The 15,304-nt window shown below is 67.5% G+C and carries 16 protein-coding genes; 13 read left to right on the top strand and 3 right to left on the bottom strand.

Annotation, left to right across the window (positions count from 1 at the left end; all coding sequences use genetic code 11):
• Window positions 1-2: 2 nt before the first annotated feature.
• Complete coding sequence (gene glcE, locus L1F06_RS01045) at window positions 3-1,058, bottom strand: glycolate oxidase subunit GlcE (RefSeq protein WP_129483278.1); 1,056 nt, start codon at window positions 1,056-1,058, stop codon at window positions 3-5.
• A complete protein-coding gene (gene glcD, locus L1F06_RS01050) occupies window positions 1,058-2,557 on the bottom strand; it encodes a glycolate oxidase subunit GlcD (RefSeq protein WP_096824957.1) in 1,500 nt (499 codons plus the stop codon). The genes glcE and glcD overlap by 1 nt, the downstream gene beginning before the upstream one ends.
• 239 nt (window positions 2,558-2,796) lie before the next feature.
• On the opposite strand from glcD, the gene glcC reads away from it, so the two are divergent.
• Window positions 2,797-3,570: a transcriptional regulator GlcC gene (gene glcC, locus L1F06_RS01055; RefSeq protein ID WP_011920511.1), complete on the top strand. Its 774-nt coding sequence runs from the start codon at window positions 2,797-2,799 to the stop codon at window positions 3,568-3,570.
• Between the two features lie 77 nt (window positions 3,571-3,647).
• Here the strand turns inward: glcC and flgA are convergent, their stop codons facing one another.
• On the bottom strand, window positions 3,648-4,316 hold the full coding sequence (gene flgA, locus L1F06_RS01060) for a flagellar basal body P-ring formation chaperone FlgA (protein ID WP_347815294.1): 669 nt from the start codon (window positions 4,314-4,316) through the stop codon (window positions 3,648-3,650).
• Between the two features lie 228 nt (window positions 4,317-4,544).
• Between flgA and flgB the strand changes: the two genes are divergently transcribed.
• The 12 genes from flgB (at window position 4,545) to L1F06_RS01120 (ending at window position 15,211) form a co-directional block, all read left to right on the top strand.
• Complete coding sequence (gene flgB / locus L1F06_RS01065) at window positions 4,545-4,898, top strand: flagellar basal body rod protein FlgB (protein ID WP_129483279.1); 354 nt, start codon at window positions 4,545-4,547, stop codon at window positions 4,896-4,898.
• A 2-nt stretch (window positions 4,899-4,900) separates the two neighbouring features.
• Window positions 4,901-5,329, top strand: coding sequence for a flagellar basal body rod protein FlgC (flgC, locus tag L1F06_RS01070; RefSeq protein ID WP_090435199.1), 429 nt, complete (start codon window positions 4,901-4,903; stop codon window positions 5,327-5,329).
• Window positions 5,329-6,006, top strand: coding sequence for a flagellar hook assembly protein FlgD (gene flgD, locus L1F06_RS01075; protein ID WP_129483280.1), 678 nt, complete (start codon window positions 5,329-5,331; stop codon window positions 6,004-6,006). The genes flgC and flgD overlap by 1 nt, the downstream gene beginning before the upstream one ends.
• Window positions 6,007-6,042: 36 nt before the next feature.
• Complete coding sequence (flgE, locus tag L1F06_RS01080) at window positions 6,043-7,230, top strand: flagellar hook protein FlgE (RefSeq protein WP_011920516.1); 1,188 nt, start codon at window positions 6,043-6,045, stop codon at window positions 7,228-7,230.
• Window positions 7,231-7,239: 9 nt separating this feature from the next.
• Window positions 7,240-7,971 carry a flagellar basal body rod protein FlgF gene (locus L1F06_RS01085; RefSeq protein WP_011920517.1) on the top strand — a complete coding sequence of 244 codons (732 nt, stop codon included), beginning with the start codon at window positions 7,240-7,242 and terminating at the stop codon, window positions 7,969-7,971.
• 194 nt (window positions 7,972-8,165) lie between these two features.
• Window positions 8,166-8,951, top strand: coding sequence for a flagellar basal-body rod protein FlgG (gene flgG, locus L1F06_RS01090; RefSeq protein ID WP_011920518.1), 786 nt, complete (start codon window positions 8,166-8,168; stop codon window positions 8,949-8,951).
• Between the two features lie 5 nt (window positions 8,952-8,956).
• The gene (gene flgH, locus L1F06_RS01095; RefSeq protein WP_011920519.1) at window positions 8,957-9,619 is read left to right on the top strand and encodes a flagellar basal body L-ring protein FlgH; all 663 of its coding nucleotides are present in this window, start codon (window positions 8,957-8,959) and stop codon (window positions 9,617-9,619) included.
• 9 nt (window positions 9,620-9,628) lie between these two features.
• Entirely contained in the window at window positions 9,629-10,723 is a 1,095-nt protein-coding gene (locus L1F06_RS01100) for a flagellar basal body P-ring protein FlgI (RefSeq protein WP_129483281.1), read from the top strand.
• A 3-nt stretch (window positions 10,724-10,726) separates the two neighbouring features.
• Window positions 10,727-11,857 carry a lytic transglycosylase domain-containing protein gene (locus tag L1F06_RS01105; RefSeq protein WP_129483282.1) on the top strand — a complete coding sequence of 377 codons (1,131 nt, stop codon included), beginning with the start codon at window positions 10,727-10,729 and terminating at the stop codon, window positions 11,855-11,857.
• Between the two features lie 3 nt (window positions 11,858-11,860).
• Window positions 11,861-13,228, top strand: coding sequence for a flagellar hook-associated protein FlgK (gene flgK / locus L1F06_RS01110; RefSeq protein WP_129483283.1), 1,368 nt, complete (start codon window positions 11,861-11,863; stop codon window positions 13,226-13,228).
• A gap of 30 nt (window positions 13,229-13,258) precedes the next feature.
• Window positions 13,259-14,173 carry a flagellar hook-associated protein FlgL gene (gene flgL, locus L1F06_RS01115; RefSeq protein ID WP_177491203.1) on the top strand — a complete coding sequence of 305 codons (915 nt, stop codon included), beginning with the start codon at window positions 13,259-13,261 and terminating at the stop codon, window positions 14,171-14,173.
• Window positions 14,174-14,188: 15 nt separating this feature from the next.
• Window positions 14,189-15,211 (top strand): hypothetical protein, encoded by a 1,023-nt coding sequence (locus L1F06_RS01120; RefSeq protein ID WP_177491205.1) that lies wholly within the window; start codon window positions 14,189-14,191, stop codon window positions 15,209-15,211.
• The last annotated feature ends 93 nt before the right edge of the window (window positions 15,212-15,304 follow it).

Below are 15,304 nucleotides of genomic sequence, written 5' to 3' on the forward strand. Positions count from 1 at the left end.
TCTTATACCTCGGCGTATAGGCGGCCAGGGTTGAAGATGCCCTGGGGATCGAGCTGGTTCTTCAGCTGGCGCTGGTAGCGCAGCAGCGGCGCCGCCAGCGGCTGGAAGGGTTGCGCCTGGCCGGCGGCGAAGCAGGTGGCGTGGCCGCCGAGCTTGGCGGCCACGCGCTGGATCAGTTCGCCATCGGCGTCGGACTTCAGCCAGCGCTGCGCGCCGCCCCAGTCGATCAGCTGGCGGCCGGGCAGGACGAGCAGAGCGCTGTTCAGCGGCAATGACAGCCGCCACAGCGTGCCTTCGCCGGCGAAGAACGGCAGGCGCTGCTCGCGCAGCTCATACCAGTAAGCGTTGTCGATCTCCTCGCCGCCCAGGCGTTGGCGCGCGGCCAGAACCGAGCCTTCGCCGCCTTCCAGGCGCAGATGCAGCGCCGCACCGTCATGGCTGGCCGCGCTGATCGGCAGCGGCTGCTGCCCCCATTCGGCGAGCTTGTTCAGCGCCTGCTGAGCGTCCATTACCAGGCGCAGGCTGAGCACCTGACGCGGTTTGGGCAGCACCTTGAGCGACACCTCGGCGAGCAGGCCGAGGCAGCCGAAGCTGCCGGTCATCAGGCGCGACAGGTCGTAACCGGCGACGTTCTTCATCACCTCGCCGCCGAAGCGCAGCAGCTTGCCCTGGCCGGTGATCACGCGGGTGCCGAGCACCTGGTCGCGCACCGAACCGGCCCAGGGCCTGCGCGGGCCGGACAGCCCGGCGGCGACCATGCCACCCAGGGTGGCGCCATCGCCCAGGTGCGGCGGCTCGCACGGCAGCATCTGGTTGTTCGCCTCCAGCGCCGACTCGATCTCGGCCAGCGGCGTCCCGGCACGGGCGGTGAGCACCAGCTCGGTGGGGTCGTAGCTGACGATGCCGCGATGCTGACGGGTGTCCAGCACTTCGCCCGGGGTGGCACGACCCAGATGGGCCTTGCTGCCGCTGCCCTGGATGCGTAGCGGCGTGGCGCTGTTCAGCGCGTGGTTGACCTGTTCCAGCAGCGCGGCGCTGGCGTCGAAATCCTGCTGCATCAGAAGCGCTCCAGTTCCGGGAAGGGCAGTTGGCCGTGGTGCACGTGCATGGCGCCGAACTCGGCGCAGCGGTGCAGGGTGGGGATGTTCTTGCCCGGGTTGAGCAGGCCGGCCGGGTCGAACGCCGCCTTCACCGCATGGAACAGGGTGATTTCGTCGCTGTTGAACTGCGCGCACATCTGGTTGATCTTCTCGCGGCCCACGCCGTGCTCGCCGGTGATGCTGCCGCCGACCTTGACGCAGAGTTCGAGGATCTTGCCGCCGATGGCTTCGGCGCGCTCCAGCTCGCCGGGCACGTTGGCATCGAAGAGGATCAAGGGGTGCATGTTGCCGTCGCCGGCGTGGAACACGTTGGCCACGCGCAGGCCGTATTCGGCGGACAATTCGGCGATGCCGCGCAGCACGCCCGGCAGCTCGCGGCGCGGGATGGTGCCGTCCATGCAGTAGTAGTCCGGCGAGATGCGCCCGACCGCGGGGAAGGCGTTCTTGCGCCCGGCCCAGAACTTCACCCGTTCGGCCTCGTCGCGCGCCTGGCGCACTTCGGTGGCGCCGGCCTTCGTCAGCACCGCGCGCACCCGCTCGCAGTCGTCGGCCACGTCGGCTTCCACGCCGTCCAGCTCGCAGAGCAGGATGGCTTCGGCTTCCACCGGGTAACCGGCGTGAATGAAATCTTCGGCGGCGCGAATGGCCAGGTTGTCCATCATTTCCAGGCCGCCGGGGATGATGCCGGCGGCGATGATGTCACCGACCGCGCGACCGGCCTTTTCCACCGAGTCGAAGGCGGCCAGCAGCACCTTGGCCACCTGCGGCTTGGGCAGCAGCTTGACCGTCACCTCGGTAACGATGCCGAGCATGCCCTCGGAGCCGGTGAACAGCGCCAGCAGGTCGAAACCCGGCGCGTCCAGGGCGTCGCTGCCGAGGGTCATGAACTCGCCCTCGACGGTGAGAATCTCCACCTTGAGCAGGTTGTGCACGGTCAGGCCGTACTTCAGGCAGTGCACGCCGCCGGCGTTTTCGGCGACGTTGCCGCCGATGGAGCAGGCGATCTGCGACGAGGGGTCCGGCGCGTAATAGAGGTCGAAGGGCGCCGCGGCCTGGGAGATCGCCAGGTTGCGCACGCCGGGCTGGACGCGGGCGAAGCGGCCTTCGCGGTTGATCTCGAGAATCTGGTTGAAGCGCGCCATCACCAGCAGGATGCCCTGCTCCAGCGGCAGCGCGCCGCCGGACAGACCGGTGCCGGCGCCGCGCGCCACCACCGGCACGCCGCGGGCATGGCAGATCTGCAGCAGTTGCTGCACCTGCTCGATGCGCTCGGGCAGCACCACCAGCATGGGCGTGGTGCGATAGGCGGACAGGCCGTCGCACTCGTAGGGCTTGAGGTCTTCCTGGGTATGCAGGATATCGAGGTCGGGCAGGCGCTGGTGCAACTCGGCCAGCAGCGCGGCCTTGTCGACCTTGGGTAGCGCACCGTCGATGCGCTCGTCGTACAGAATGCTCATGGCAGGCTCGTTCGTGGACGTTGTTCTTGTTGGCGGTCATGCCGCGACCTTGGGCCGCATGTTTAGGCCGCCTGGCTTCCTGCGTCCATCTTTGCCCATGCTGGTATGACCAGTTTCTTTCGTCAGTCTTTCACCTCGTCTCGGATAAAAGACTTATGCTTGCTGGCCTGAGCGCAGGCTTTGAGCTCAAGTGAATAGAGCTGCGAAAACTGGTACGACCAGTTGCGAGGAGGGCTGAGATGGATGCGAAACAGGGCGCCGCACGGCGCCAGGTGAGTGACGTGGTGGCCGAGCGTATCGAGCGGCTGATCGTCGATGGCGTGCTCAAGGTGGGCCAGCCGCTGCCCTCGGAGCGGCGCCTGTGCGAGAAGCTGGGCATCTCCCGTTCGGCGCTGCGTGAAGGGCTCAAGGTGCTGCGCGGGCGCGGCATCATCGAGACCGCGCAGGGCCGCGATTCACGCGTGGCCAAGCTCAGCGGCGAGCGCGACGCCAGCCCGCTGATGCACCTGTTCAACTCGCAGCCGCGCACCCTTTATGACCTGCTGGAGGTGCGCGGCCTGCTCGAAGGCGAGTCGGCGCGCCTGGCCGCGCTGCGCGGCACCGAGGCGGATTTCGTGCTGTTGACGCGGCGTTATGAAGAGATGCTGGCGGCCCATGCGCAGGAAAATCCGGTGGACCCGCGCGAGCATGCGCGCCTCGACCACGCCTTCCACCTGGCCATCTGCGAGGCCTCGCACAACCCGGTGCTGGTGCACACCCTGCAGTCGCTGACCGACCTGATGCTCAGCACCGTGTTCGCCTCGGTGAACAACCTCTACCACCGCCCGGCGCAGAAGCGGCAGATCGACCGCCAGCACTCGCGCCTGTATCACGCGGTGATCGAGCGCCTGCCGGAACAGGCGCAGCGCGCCGCGCGCGACCATATCCACAGCATCCGCGACAACCTGCAGGAGATCGAGCAGGAAGAGCAGCGCCTGGTGCGCGCCACCATGCGTCTGGAGGGCTGGGCGTAGGGCGGGTGAAACCCGCCTGATGACGGTGGCGAGTTGCCCCCGCCCTACAACCGGCGCGTTGGTGCGCGCGGCGCACCCTACCTGAAGGTGCTGGTCACCACGCCTTCTTCCACCACCTGCGCCTCGATCACCTTCTGGCTGCCGAGGTTTCGCACGCGGATCACCTCGCCCTCGCGACCGTTGCCCAACGCCTCGCCGGTGGCCGAGGCGGAAATGCCGTCCTGGCTGGCGACGATGGTCACCTGCTGGCCGCGGCGCACCAGCAGCGGTGCGCTCAGCAGGCTCGGGGCGATCAGCGCGCCGGCGCGGATGCGGCGCTTGGCGCCCTGGCCAACCACCTCGTCGAGGCTGCTGTAGAAGCCGCGTGAGCTTCTGCCGACATTCACTTCCTGCAGCTGCACCTGCTCGGCGGCGATGGTCTGGCCGCGTTCGATCACCCGTGCGGCATGCACCGCGGACACGAACACGCTGGCCTGCACCAGCGCCACCCGGGTCCAGCCCGGCGTGTCGGCGCAGCGCAGCTGCAGGCGCTGACGCGCCAGGGGCGACGGGTCGTCGCTGGCGACCGTCAGCTCCAGTGCCTGGCTGCAGGCCGGCAGCTGCTCGGCGCTGCTCAGCAGCGTGATGCCGAGGTTGTGGCGCATGCCCTGCCAGGCCTGTCGTTTGGCCTCGGCGGCGAGCTGCTGCTGCATGTGCGCGGCAATCGCCTGGTCGATCTGGCCGGCGGCCTCCACCTCGGCACGCACGACGGCCGATGGCAGCAGGGCGAAGAGGAAGAGCTCCAGCGCGCAGGCGGAAAAAACCTTTCCGCTTTTCCGCTCCCGGCTGCGCCGATGCGGAAGCAGGGCGACGCGAAGAGCGCCGTGAGATCCGAGAAAATCCTTATAAATCAAAGGCCTGATGCTCTCTTGAGGGTTGGGCACGCTTTGTGCTCAAGGCACTGCAGCACAACCTTGGGTTAAGGGTACCGGTGAATGAGTATACGGATTGATGACGTGGTGGGCCTGCATGGCCGCGCCCTCGAACTGCGCATGCAGCGCAGCGAGATTCTCGCGGCCAACCTGGCCAACGAGGACACCCCGGGCTTTCTCGCCCGCGACATCGACTTCGCCGGCGAGATGCAGCGGCTCGACCCGCAGCAGCGTTTCGCCGCCAGCAGCGCGGAGCTCAAGTACCGCGTGCCGACCCAGCCGTCGCAGGACGGCAACAGCGTCGAGCTGAGTGTGGAGCAGGCCGCGTTCTCCAAGAACGCCATGGACTTCCAGACCAGCCTGACCTTTCTCAGCATGAAATTTCGCGGCCTGAAACAGGCCATCGAGGGGCGTTGAGCATGGCTTTCGACTCCATCTACCGCATCGCCGGTTCGTCGATGAACGCGCAGACCGTGCGCCTCAACACCGTGGCCAGCAACCTGGCCAACGCCGACTCGGCGGCGGCCAAGGCCGAGGACGTGTACCAGGCGCGCAAGCCGGTGTTCGCCGCCGTCTACAACAACGATCAGCTGACCCGCGGCGTGGGCATGGGCGGCGCCCATGTGCAGGTGCTCGACGTGGTCACCGCCGGTCGCGAACCGGTGCGCCGCTACGAGCCGGACAATCCCCTGGCCGACGACCAGGGCTACGTGTTCTACGCCGACATCGACCAGATCGAGGAAATGACCGACATGATGTCGGCCACCCGCAGCTTCGAGACCAGCGTGGAAGTGCTCAATCGCCTGAAAAGCATGCAGCAGGGCCTGCTCAAGCTCGGAGAATCCTGATGACCGCGGTCAGCAACAACAGCCAGAACAACCCCGTCTACGGCATCGACGAGGCGGTCAAGCAGGCGGTCAACGTCAGCGACGCGACCCAGCTGGAAAACAACTTCCTCACCCTGATGGTCGCGCAGATCCAGAACCAGGACCCGACCAAACCGGTGGACAGCACCGAGTTCCTCAACCAGTTCGCCGCCATGAGTCAGGTCAAAAGCCTGGAGAACATGGCCTCGCTGAGCAAGAGCAACCTGGTGCTGCTGGACAACCTGCAGACCCTCACCGCCGCCGGCCTGGTCGGCCAGGAGGTCAAGGTGGCCACCGAGAAGCTGGAGCTGGGCGCGGACAAGGTCAGGGGCGAGGTCAACCTCGAGCATGCCGCCGGCAAGCTGACCCTGGTGGTCACCGACAGCAACGGCGTGAAGAAGGAGATCGCCCTCGGCTCCCAGGCGCCGGGACGCGTGCCCTTCGAGCTGGACCCCAAGGCCCTGGGCCTGGCGCCGGGCAGCTACAAGGTCGAGGTGCAGAGCGACAGCGGCGAGTACCCCAAGGTCGAGGTGGCCGGCCGCGTCACCCAGGTGCGCGTCAGCGCCGAAGGCCCGGTGCTGGAGATCGTCGGCATCGGCTCGGTGCCTTTCTACAACATCACCGAATTCGGCCAGACGCAGACCGCCGGTCTGCTCTGATCCTTTCTTTCCATTGTTTTCAAAGGTCCAGTCGCCATGAGTTTCAACATCGCCATGACCGGCCTCAGTGCCGTCAACGAACAGCTCAACACCATCAGCCACAACATCGCCAACGCCGGCACCACCGGCTTCAAGTCGTCGCGCACCGAGTTCGGCAGCATCTATGCCGACAGCCAAGCGATGGGTGTGGAAGTGCTGGCCACCACCCAGAGCATCAGCCAGGGCGGCTCCCTGGTGACCACCGGGCGCAGCCTGGACCTGGCCATCTCCGGCGGCGGCTTCTTCGTCACCCGCGGCAGCAACGGTGACGTCAGCTACACCCGCGCCGGCGTGTTCGGTGCCGACAAGGACAACTACATCGTCAACGCCGCCGGCCTGAAGCTGCAGGGCTATCCGGTGGATGCCGCCGGCAACCTGCTGGTCGGCGCCATGGGCGACCTGCAGCTGCAGAACGCCAACCTGCCGGCGCGCGCCACCGACAGCCTGGCCTTCGTCATGAACCTGGATTCCAACCAGAGCGTGCCGACCGCTGCGCCGTTCGATCCGGCGGACGTCAACACCTACAACTCCACCTACACCACCAAGGTGTTCGACTCCCAGGGCAAGGAACACACCCTGACCCAGTACTTCGTCAAGACCGGCGACAACGCCTGGGAAGCCCACTACTACGCCGACGGCGCCGCCGTCGGTGGCCCGCAGGCGCTGACCTTCGGCACCAACGGCAGCCTCACCGCGCCGGTCGGCCCGGTGGCCGTCGGCTTCCCGCTGCCGGGCGTCGATCCGATGAACATCGCCATCGACTACAGCAACTCCAGCCAGTACGGCTCCGACTTCGTCGTCACCAGCAACCGCGCCAGCGGCTACGCGGCCGGCGAGCAGACCGGCCTGTCGGTGGAGAAGGACGGCATGGTCTACGCCAACTACAGCAACGGCCAGCGCATGCTGCAGGGCCAGGTGGCGCTGGCCACCTTCGCCAACGCCGGTGGCCTGAAGAACGTCAGCGGCACGGCCTGGGTGGAAAGCGCCGAGTCCGGCGCGGCGCTGATCGGCGTGCCCGGCGTCGGCCCGTTCGGCGAGCTGGTGGCTGGTTCGCTGGAGAACTCCAACGTCGACCTGACCCAGCAGCTGGTCGGCCTGATGGAGGGCCAGCGCAACTACCAGGCCAACACCAAGGTGCTGACCACCAACAAGGAACTCACCCAAGTGCTGTTCGGCGCGATCTGAGGCTGACCCATGGACCGTCTCGGCTACACCGCAATGACCGCCGCCAGCCGCACCATGAGTTCGCTCACGGTGCGCGCCAACAACCTGGCCAACGTCAATACCCCGGGCTTTCGCGCCGACCTGGAACAGGCCCAGGCCGTGGCCGTGGAAGGCTACGGCTACGACAGCCGGCACCTGGCTCAGGTGAAGAACAACGGCGTGAGCCTGGCGCCCGGCGCGCTGATGGCCACCGGACGTGATCTCGACGTGGCGATTCAGGGCCAGGGCCTGTTCGCCGTCGAGGGTGACGACGGCGCCGAGCGCTACACGCGCAACGGCGCGCTGCAGGTCGATGCCGACCTGCGCCTGACCCTGAATGGCCGCGCCGTGCTGGGCGAGGGCGGGCCCATCGTGCTGCCCGAGTACGACAGCCTGCATATCGGCCGCGACGGCACGGTGTCGGTGATCCCGCGCGGCGACTTCCTCACCGCCGAGGTCGATCGCATCCGCGTGGTCGACGTCGCAGCCGGCGACCTGATCAAGGACGCCAGCGGTCTGCTGGCGCGCAGCGACGGCCAGCCGGCCGAAGATATGGAAGCGCCGGTACTGGTTTCCGGCTATCTGGAGGCGAGCAACGTCGGCGCCATCGATCAGCTGGTGGCGACCATGAGCCTGAACCGCCTGTTCGAGACCCAGGTGAAGATGATGAAGGCCGCCGAGGACCTGTCCGAGGCCGGCAACCGGATGATTCGCGGCTCGTAGCACCGTAGGACCGTAGGGTGGGCTTCAGCCCACCGGCGTGCTCTGCAATGGTGGGCTAAAGCCCACCCTACCCACGGAAGCGGACCGCCGCCCTGCCCACCCTACGGGGCACAGGACACGACGCGTAGCCCGGATGCAATCCGGGAACATTTCCCCGGATTGCATCCGGGCTACAGACAAACGAGGTAATGCACATGAGTTCCGCCCTTTGGGTCAGCAAGACCGGCCTGGCCGCCCAGGACAAGGCCATGAGCGCCGTGGCCAACAACCTGGCCAACGTCAACACCACCGGCTTCAAGAGCGACCGCGTGGTGTTCGAGGACCTGTTCTACGCCATCGAGCTGCAGCCCGGTGCCCAGGCCGATCAGGTCAACACCGTGCCGTCGGGCATTCAGCTCGGCAGCGGCGTACGCGTGGCCGGCACGCAGAAGGTGTTCACCGAGGGCAGCATCCAAACCACCGGCCAGCCGATGGACCTGGCCATCATCGGCAACGGCTTCTTCCAGGTGGAGGCGCCCAACGGCGACATCTACTACACCGAGAGCGGCCAGTTCCAGCTCAATGCCGAGGGCGTGATCGTCAACGCCCAGGGTCTGCCGCTGGTGCCGGGCATCGAAGTGCCGGCCGGCAGCAGCCGCTTCACCGTGGGCAGCGACGGTATCGTCACCGCGGTCATGGCCGGCGAGACCCTGCCGGTGGAACTGGGCCAGATCACCCTGGCCAACTTCGCCAACCCGGGCGGCCTGGAAGCCCTCGGCGGCAACCTCTACCGCGAGACCGTGGCCAGCGGCGAGCCGGTGGAAGGCACGCCGGGCGAGGACGGCCTGGGCAACCTCAAGCAGGGTGTGCTGGAAGGCTCCAACGTGCAGGTGGTCGAGGCCATGGTCAACATGATCGCCATCCAGCGCGCCTACGAGGCCAACGCCAAGGTGCTGGACGCCGCGTCCGGCATGCAGCAGTTCCTCAACCAGACCGTGTGACCGCCATGAAGCGCCTGATCCCGCTTGCCCTGCTGCTGACCCTGGGTGGCTGCGCCAGCTTCAACGAGATGCTGCCCGACGAGGACTCCAGCCACTACGAGCCGCTGGCGCTGGACTACAGCCAGCCGCCCACCACCAGCGGCGGCCTGTTCCGCAGCGGCTACAGCGGCTCGCTGGTCGGCGACAAGCGCGCGGTGCGGGTCGGCGACATCCTCACCGTGGTGCTGGACGAATCCACCCAGTCGAGCAAGAGCGCCGGCACCAGCTTCGGCAAGAGTTCCGGTGTTTCCGTGGGCATTCCCACCGTGCTGGGCAAGCAGTACGACCAGCTGGAAAGCTCCGCCGAGGCCGAGCGCGACTTCAAGGGCTCGGCGCGCAGTTCGCAACAGAACACCCTACGCGGCTCCATCGCGGTGACCGTGCATCAGGTGCTGCCCAACGGCACCCTGCTGATCAAGGGCGAGAAGGCCCTGCGTCTGAACCAGGGCGACGAGTACATCCGCCTGGTCGGCCTGGTGCGGGTCGACGACATCAACCGCAGCAACCAGGTGTCCTCGCAGAACGTGGCCAACGCGCGCATCTCCTATGCCGGCCGCGGCGTGCTCAACGACAGCAACTCGGCGGGCTGGCTGACGCGCTTCTTCACCCACCCGATCTTTCCGCTCTGAGGCCCGCTCATGTTCAAACGCTCCCTCGTCTTCCTGCTGCTGAGCTGGCCGCTGTCGACCAAGGCCGTGCCGCTGATGGACCTGGTGGACATCGAAGGCATCCGCGGCAACCAGCTGATCGGCTACGGCCTGGTGGTCGGCCTCGACGGTACCGGCGACAAGAACCAGGTGAAGTTCACCAGCCAGTCGGTGGCCAACATGATCAAGCAGTTCGGCATCAACCTGCCGCCGAACGTCGATCCCAAACTGAAGAATGTCGCCGCGGTGACCGTTACCGCGGAAATCCCGCCGTCCTACAGCCCGGGGCAGACGGTGGACGTCACCGTCTCCTCGCTTGGCGATGCCAAGAGCCTGCGCGGCGGCCAGCTGCTGCTGACCCCGCTGCACGGCGTCGACGGCGAGATCTATGCCCTGGCCCAGGGCGCGCTGGTGGTCGGCGGCCTCAACGCCAGCGGCCAGAGCGGCTCCAGCGTGGCGATCAACTCGGCCAACAGCGGCCGCGTGCCCAACGGCGCCACCGTGGAGCGGATGATCCCCAGCGACTTCAGCGAGCGCGCCGAGGTCATGCTCAACCTGCGCCAGCCTAGCTTCCAGACCGCTGCCAAGGTGGTCGAGGCGGTCAACGGCCGCTTCGGCAGCGGCACCGCCAGCGCGCTCAACGCCACCAAGATCGCCATCCGCGCACCCATCACCAGCACCCAGCGCATCGGCTTTATGGCCATGCTCGAGGGGCTGGAGGTGGAAGAAGGCCGCGAGCGGCCCAAGGTGGTGTTCAACAGCCGCACCGGCACCGTGGTGGTCGGCCAGGGCGTGCGCGTCAAGGCTGCCGCCGTGGCCCACGGCACCCTCACCGTGACCATCAGCGAGAACCCCCAGGTCAGCCAGCCCAATGCCTTCGGCCGTGGCGAGACCACTGTGGTACCGCGCTCCGACGTCGCCGTCAGCCAGGACAAGAACGCCATGTTCAAGTGGCCCGACGGCGCCAGCCTGGACAGCATCATCAGCACCGTGAACAGCCTCGGCGCCACCCCGGACGATGTCATGAGCATCCTCCAGGCGCTGGAGCAGGCCGGTGCCCTCAATGCCGAACTGATCGTGATCTGAGCCATGAGCATCGTTTCCCTCGCCCAACACATGAACAGCCACCGCGGCGCCGCCGATGGCATCGGCAACGCTCGCGAGCAGCAGCTGCACGCCGCCGCCGAGCAGTTCGAGGCGCTGTTTTTGCAGCAGATCCTCAAGCAGATGCGCAAGGCCAGCGACGTGCTCGCCGAAGGCAATCCGATGCGCAGCCGCGAGCTGGACACCATGCGCGACTTCTACGACGAGGTGCTGGCCGAGACCCTGGCCGGGCGCAAGCAGACCGGCATCGCCGACATGCTGGTCAAGCAGCTGTCCGGTGGTGGGGATAGCGCACCTGACCTGGAAGCGGCCGCAGCTGCCGCCCGTTCGGCGGAACTGCCGCAGCGCTCTTCCAGCAGCCTGCTGGAGCCGCTGCGCAGCACCTGGCAACGTGGCGTGGACAGCCTCGGCCAGGTCTGGGACAAGGGTTCGGCGGGCTTTCTCGCCCTGGTCGAACGGGTCATCCAGCAGGAGTCGGCCGGCCGCGTCGATGCCGTGTCGCCCAAGGGCGCGCGCGGCCTGATGCAGCTGATGCCGGACACCGCACGGGAGATGGCCGCCGAACTCGGCCTGCCGTTCAGCGAAGCCCGCCTGACCAGCGATGCCGACTACAACAGGCGCCTCGGCAGCGCCTACCTGGACAAGATGCTGCAGCGCTACGACGGGCACCAGGCCCTGGCGCTGGCGGCTTATAACGCCGGCCCCGGCCGCGTCGACGAATGGCTCAAGGTGCACGGCGACCCGCGCCGCGGCGAGATCGCCACCGGCGCCTGGATCGAGCGTATTCCCTTCCAGGAAACCCGCGACTACACGCGCAAGATTCTCGGCGACCTGGCCAAGACCGAGGCGGCGCCCGCGCCCGCGCGCGATGCCCAGGCAAACGGTCCGCTCAGCGCACAGACCCGCCAGCAGCTGGCCAGCGCCCTGAGCGCCGACAGCGGCCTGCTGCTCGGCGCCGTCGCCGGTAAGCAGGCGCTGGTGCGCGGCGAATTTAAGTCCGCCGCCGATTCCGTCGCCCTGTCCTCAGTAACAGCCCAATCCGCTGCCGACGACGCCCGTGCGCCGCGTCTGGCGGCCTTCGCTCAGCCGGTGCGCTTCGAGCGTCAGGAGTCCTAAGCCGTGACCATCCTCAACCAGATCGCCTACAGCGGCGTGCGTGCCAGCCAGGTCGCCCTGGCCAGCACCGGGCAGAACATCGCCAACGTCAACACCCCCGGTTTCAGCCGCCTGCAGACCATCACCGGGTCGCTGGCCGGACAGGGCGGACTGAGCGTCGGCGGCGGCGTCGAGGTCATCAGCATCCGCCGCATGACCAACGACTTCCACAACCAGCAGCTGTGGCGCGCCACCACCGAGCAGAGCTTCTACAGCGCGTCGCAGCAGTATCTGACCGCGCTGGAAGCGCTGATGTCCGGCAGCGGTTCGAGCATCAGCGCCGGCCTCGACCAGTTCTTCGCCGCCCTGAGCGAGGCCAGCGCCACGCCGGGCTCCATCGCCCTGCGTCAGCAGATCATCAGCGAGGCCGGCAACCTGGCGCAGCGTTTCAACGGCCTGAACAGCAACATCGACGCGCAGATCAAGGCGCTGCAGGAGCAGCGCAGTGCCATGGCCAACGAGATCAACGGCCTGACCGAGAACATCGCCCTGCTCAACAAGAAGATCGTCGAGACCGAGTCGGTCAAGGGCGACAGCACTGCGCTGCGCGATCACCGCGAGAGCCTGATCGGCCAGCTCAGCCAGTTCGCCAAGCTGCGCGTCAACGAGACCCCGGACGGCTCGGTCAGCGTCGCCCTGGCCAACGGTCAGCCGCTGGTGGCCGGGCCCACCGCCGGCCAGCTCAAGGTGGCGATGACCGCAAGCGGCGAGCAGGACGTCAGCCTGGCCTTCGCCGGCACCAGTTTCCCGCTGCGCCAGGACGGCTTCGGCGGCGCCTTCGGTGGTCTGCATGACGTCGAGTACGCCAGCCTGCGGCCGAACCAGCAGGCCCTGCACGACATGGCCAGCCAGCTGGCGCAGATGGTCAACGACGTGCTGGCCACCGGCTTCGACCTGGCCGGCAACCCCGGTCAGCCGCTGTTCGCCTACGACCCCAACAGCACCACTGCCCTGCTGCGTGTCGAGCCCTTGACCGCCGAGCAACTGGCGTTCTCCTCGGCCGCCGGCGAGAGCGGCAACAACGAGGTGCTGCTCGATCTGCTCGGCCTGAAGAACCAGACCATCACCCTGAACGGCAGCCAGGTCACCCTCAACGACGCCTACGCCGGCCTGCTCGGCCAGGTGGCCAGCGACAGCCGGCAGAACCAGGCCGACCTCAAATCCGCCACCGCCGTGACCCAGCAGGCCCAGTCGCAGCGTGACAGCGTCAGCGCCGTGAGCCTGGACGAGGAGGCGGTCAACCTGATGACCTACCAGCAGGCCTACCAGGCCAACATGAAGGTGATCAGCACCGCCAACCAGTTGTTCGACGACATGCTTGCCGCCTTCTGAGGCGCTTTCTAGAGAGAACCAGCCGACATGATGCGCATCACCAACTCGCAGATCACCTCGATGATGCACAACTCGATGAACGCCAGTTCCGCCGAGTTGGGCAAGCTGATGCAGCAGATGGCCACCGGCAAGCGCATCCTGCTGCCGTCCGACGATCCCATCGCCAGCGTGCGGGTGCTGCGGGTGCAACGCGAGGAGGCGAGCCTGGAGCAGTTCCGCAAGAACATCGCCAACGTCTCCGGCAGCCTGTCGACCCAGGAGGCCAACCTCAAGTCCACCTCCGACTCCATGCTCAACGTGCGCGACCTGCTGCTGTGGGCGGCCAACGGCTCCAACACCAGCGAAGACCTGGCGGCCATGGCCGGCGAACTGTCGATCATCGAGGACACCATCTTCAGCTTCGCCAACGTGCGCGATGAGGAAGGCCGCTACCTGTTCTCCGGCACCCTCAGCGACACCCCGGCGCTGAGCTTCGACGCGGCGACCCAGACCTACAGCCTGACCGGTAACGACAAGCACCGTCAGGCCGCCGTGGCCAACGGCGTGCTGGTGGACGAGAACGTCACCGCGGCCAGCGTCTTCGGCGCGGGCGTGGACATGCTCAACCAGCTGCGCGGGCTGATCAACACGCTGCGCGACCCGGCGCTGGACGCCAGCGACCCGGCCGTACGCCAGCAGATCGTCGACACCCTCGGGGCGCTGGATGACACCCATGGCCGGGTGCTCGGCTCGATCACCGAGCTGGGCGGTCGGCAGAATGCCCTGAGCCTGCTCAAGGACAGCAACGAGGACGTCTCGCTGGTCAACCAGAAGATCGAGGGCGAGCTGTCGCAGCTGGACTACGCCGGCGCCACCATCGATCTGAACAACTATCAGCTGGCCCTCGGCGCGACGCAGAAGACCTACCTGAAAATCAACGAGATGTCGTTGTTCAGCCTGCTGTAAGGAGTGGCGCCCGTGATCAAGGTCGACAAACAGCTGCCGGTCGTCACCGCCCTCGATCCGCAGACGCGGCGCCCGGTGCAGGGCGAGCAGGCGGTACAGCGCCATCGCAAGCAGGCGCCCGCCGAGCCCGCGGCGCAGCCGCGCGGCAAGAGCACCAGCTTCAACCTGCAGCTCAACCAGCAGCTGACCTCGATGCAGGCCGCCGACAGCTACCTCGGCGAACTGGCCGGGCGCCTCGGTCAGCTCAAGCTCAGCCTCAGCCGCGAGTTGAGCAATGCCCAGGCCGGCGAACGCGAAGGTCTCAAGCGCGAGCTGGAGCAGGTGCGCCAGTTGCTCGCCGAACGCGGTCAGCGCTCCGGCGAGGCGCTGGATGCCAGCTTCAAGCTGCGCCTCACCGAGCCGGTGCGCAGCCGCTTCAGCCTGCAGGGCCTGGAATCCATGGCCGCCATCCAGCAGGCCGGCAAGGAGACCCTGCTGTTCAGCGCCGGGCGCAAGCTGGCCGAACCGCTGGCGGTGGTGCTCGACGAGGGCCTGAGCGAGCAGCAGATCCTCCGCCGCTTCAATGCCGGCCTCGGCCCGGCCGGTATCCGCGCCGAGGTGGATAACGGCGGTGCGCTGAAATTCAGTGCCCGCGAAAGCGACTGGCAGCAGCTCAAGGGCGAGCTGCGCGTGCAGGGCGAGGGCAAGCTGGCGGCCAAGGCCGCGGCGCCCGTGGTCAGTCAGGAAGAGCAGTTGCTGCGCCTGCCCGATGCCGCCCGCCTGGACGGCGCGCGCGAGTTGCGCCGGGCACTGGACGAAGTGGTGGCGGCGCTGGACAAGATCGGCGCGCTGCGCGAGCAGCTCAGCCATCGCCAGGAAGAGATCCGCGAGTTTCTCGCCCGCCATGCCGAGCAGAACGAACGCGAATGGGCGCGCGACTTCGCCGGCGAGGTGTTCAACCTGATGCGCCGCAGCCCCAGCAGCTACGCCGCGGTGACCCAGACCGTGGTGGCCCAGGCCAACATCAGCCGCTCCAGCGTGGTCAGCCTGCTGTCCTGAAGCTTGCCGGCCGTCAGCCGCGTCCACTCCTGCGGCTGGCGGTCTTTTTTATGTCCGGGCTGCGCCTGAGCGGCGGCAGCCCAGGGTGCGGCC

It is taken from the genome of Pseudomonas hydrolytica, assembly GCF_021495345.1.
Taxonomy (GTDB): Bacteria; Pseudomonadota; Gammaproteobacteria; order Pseudomonadales; family Pseudomonadaceae; genus Aquipseudomonas; species Aquipseudomonas hydrolytica.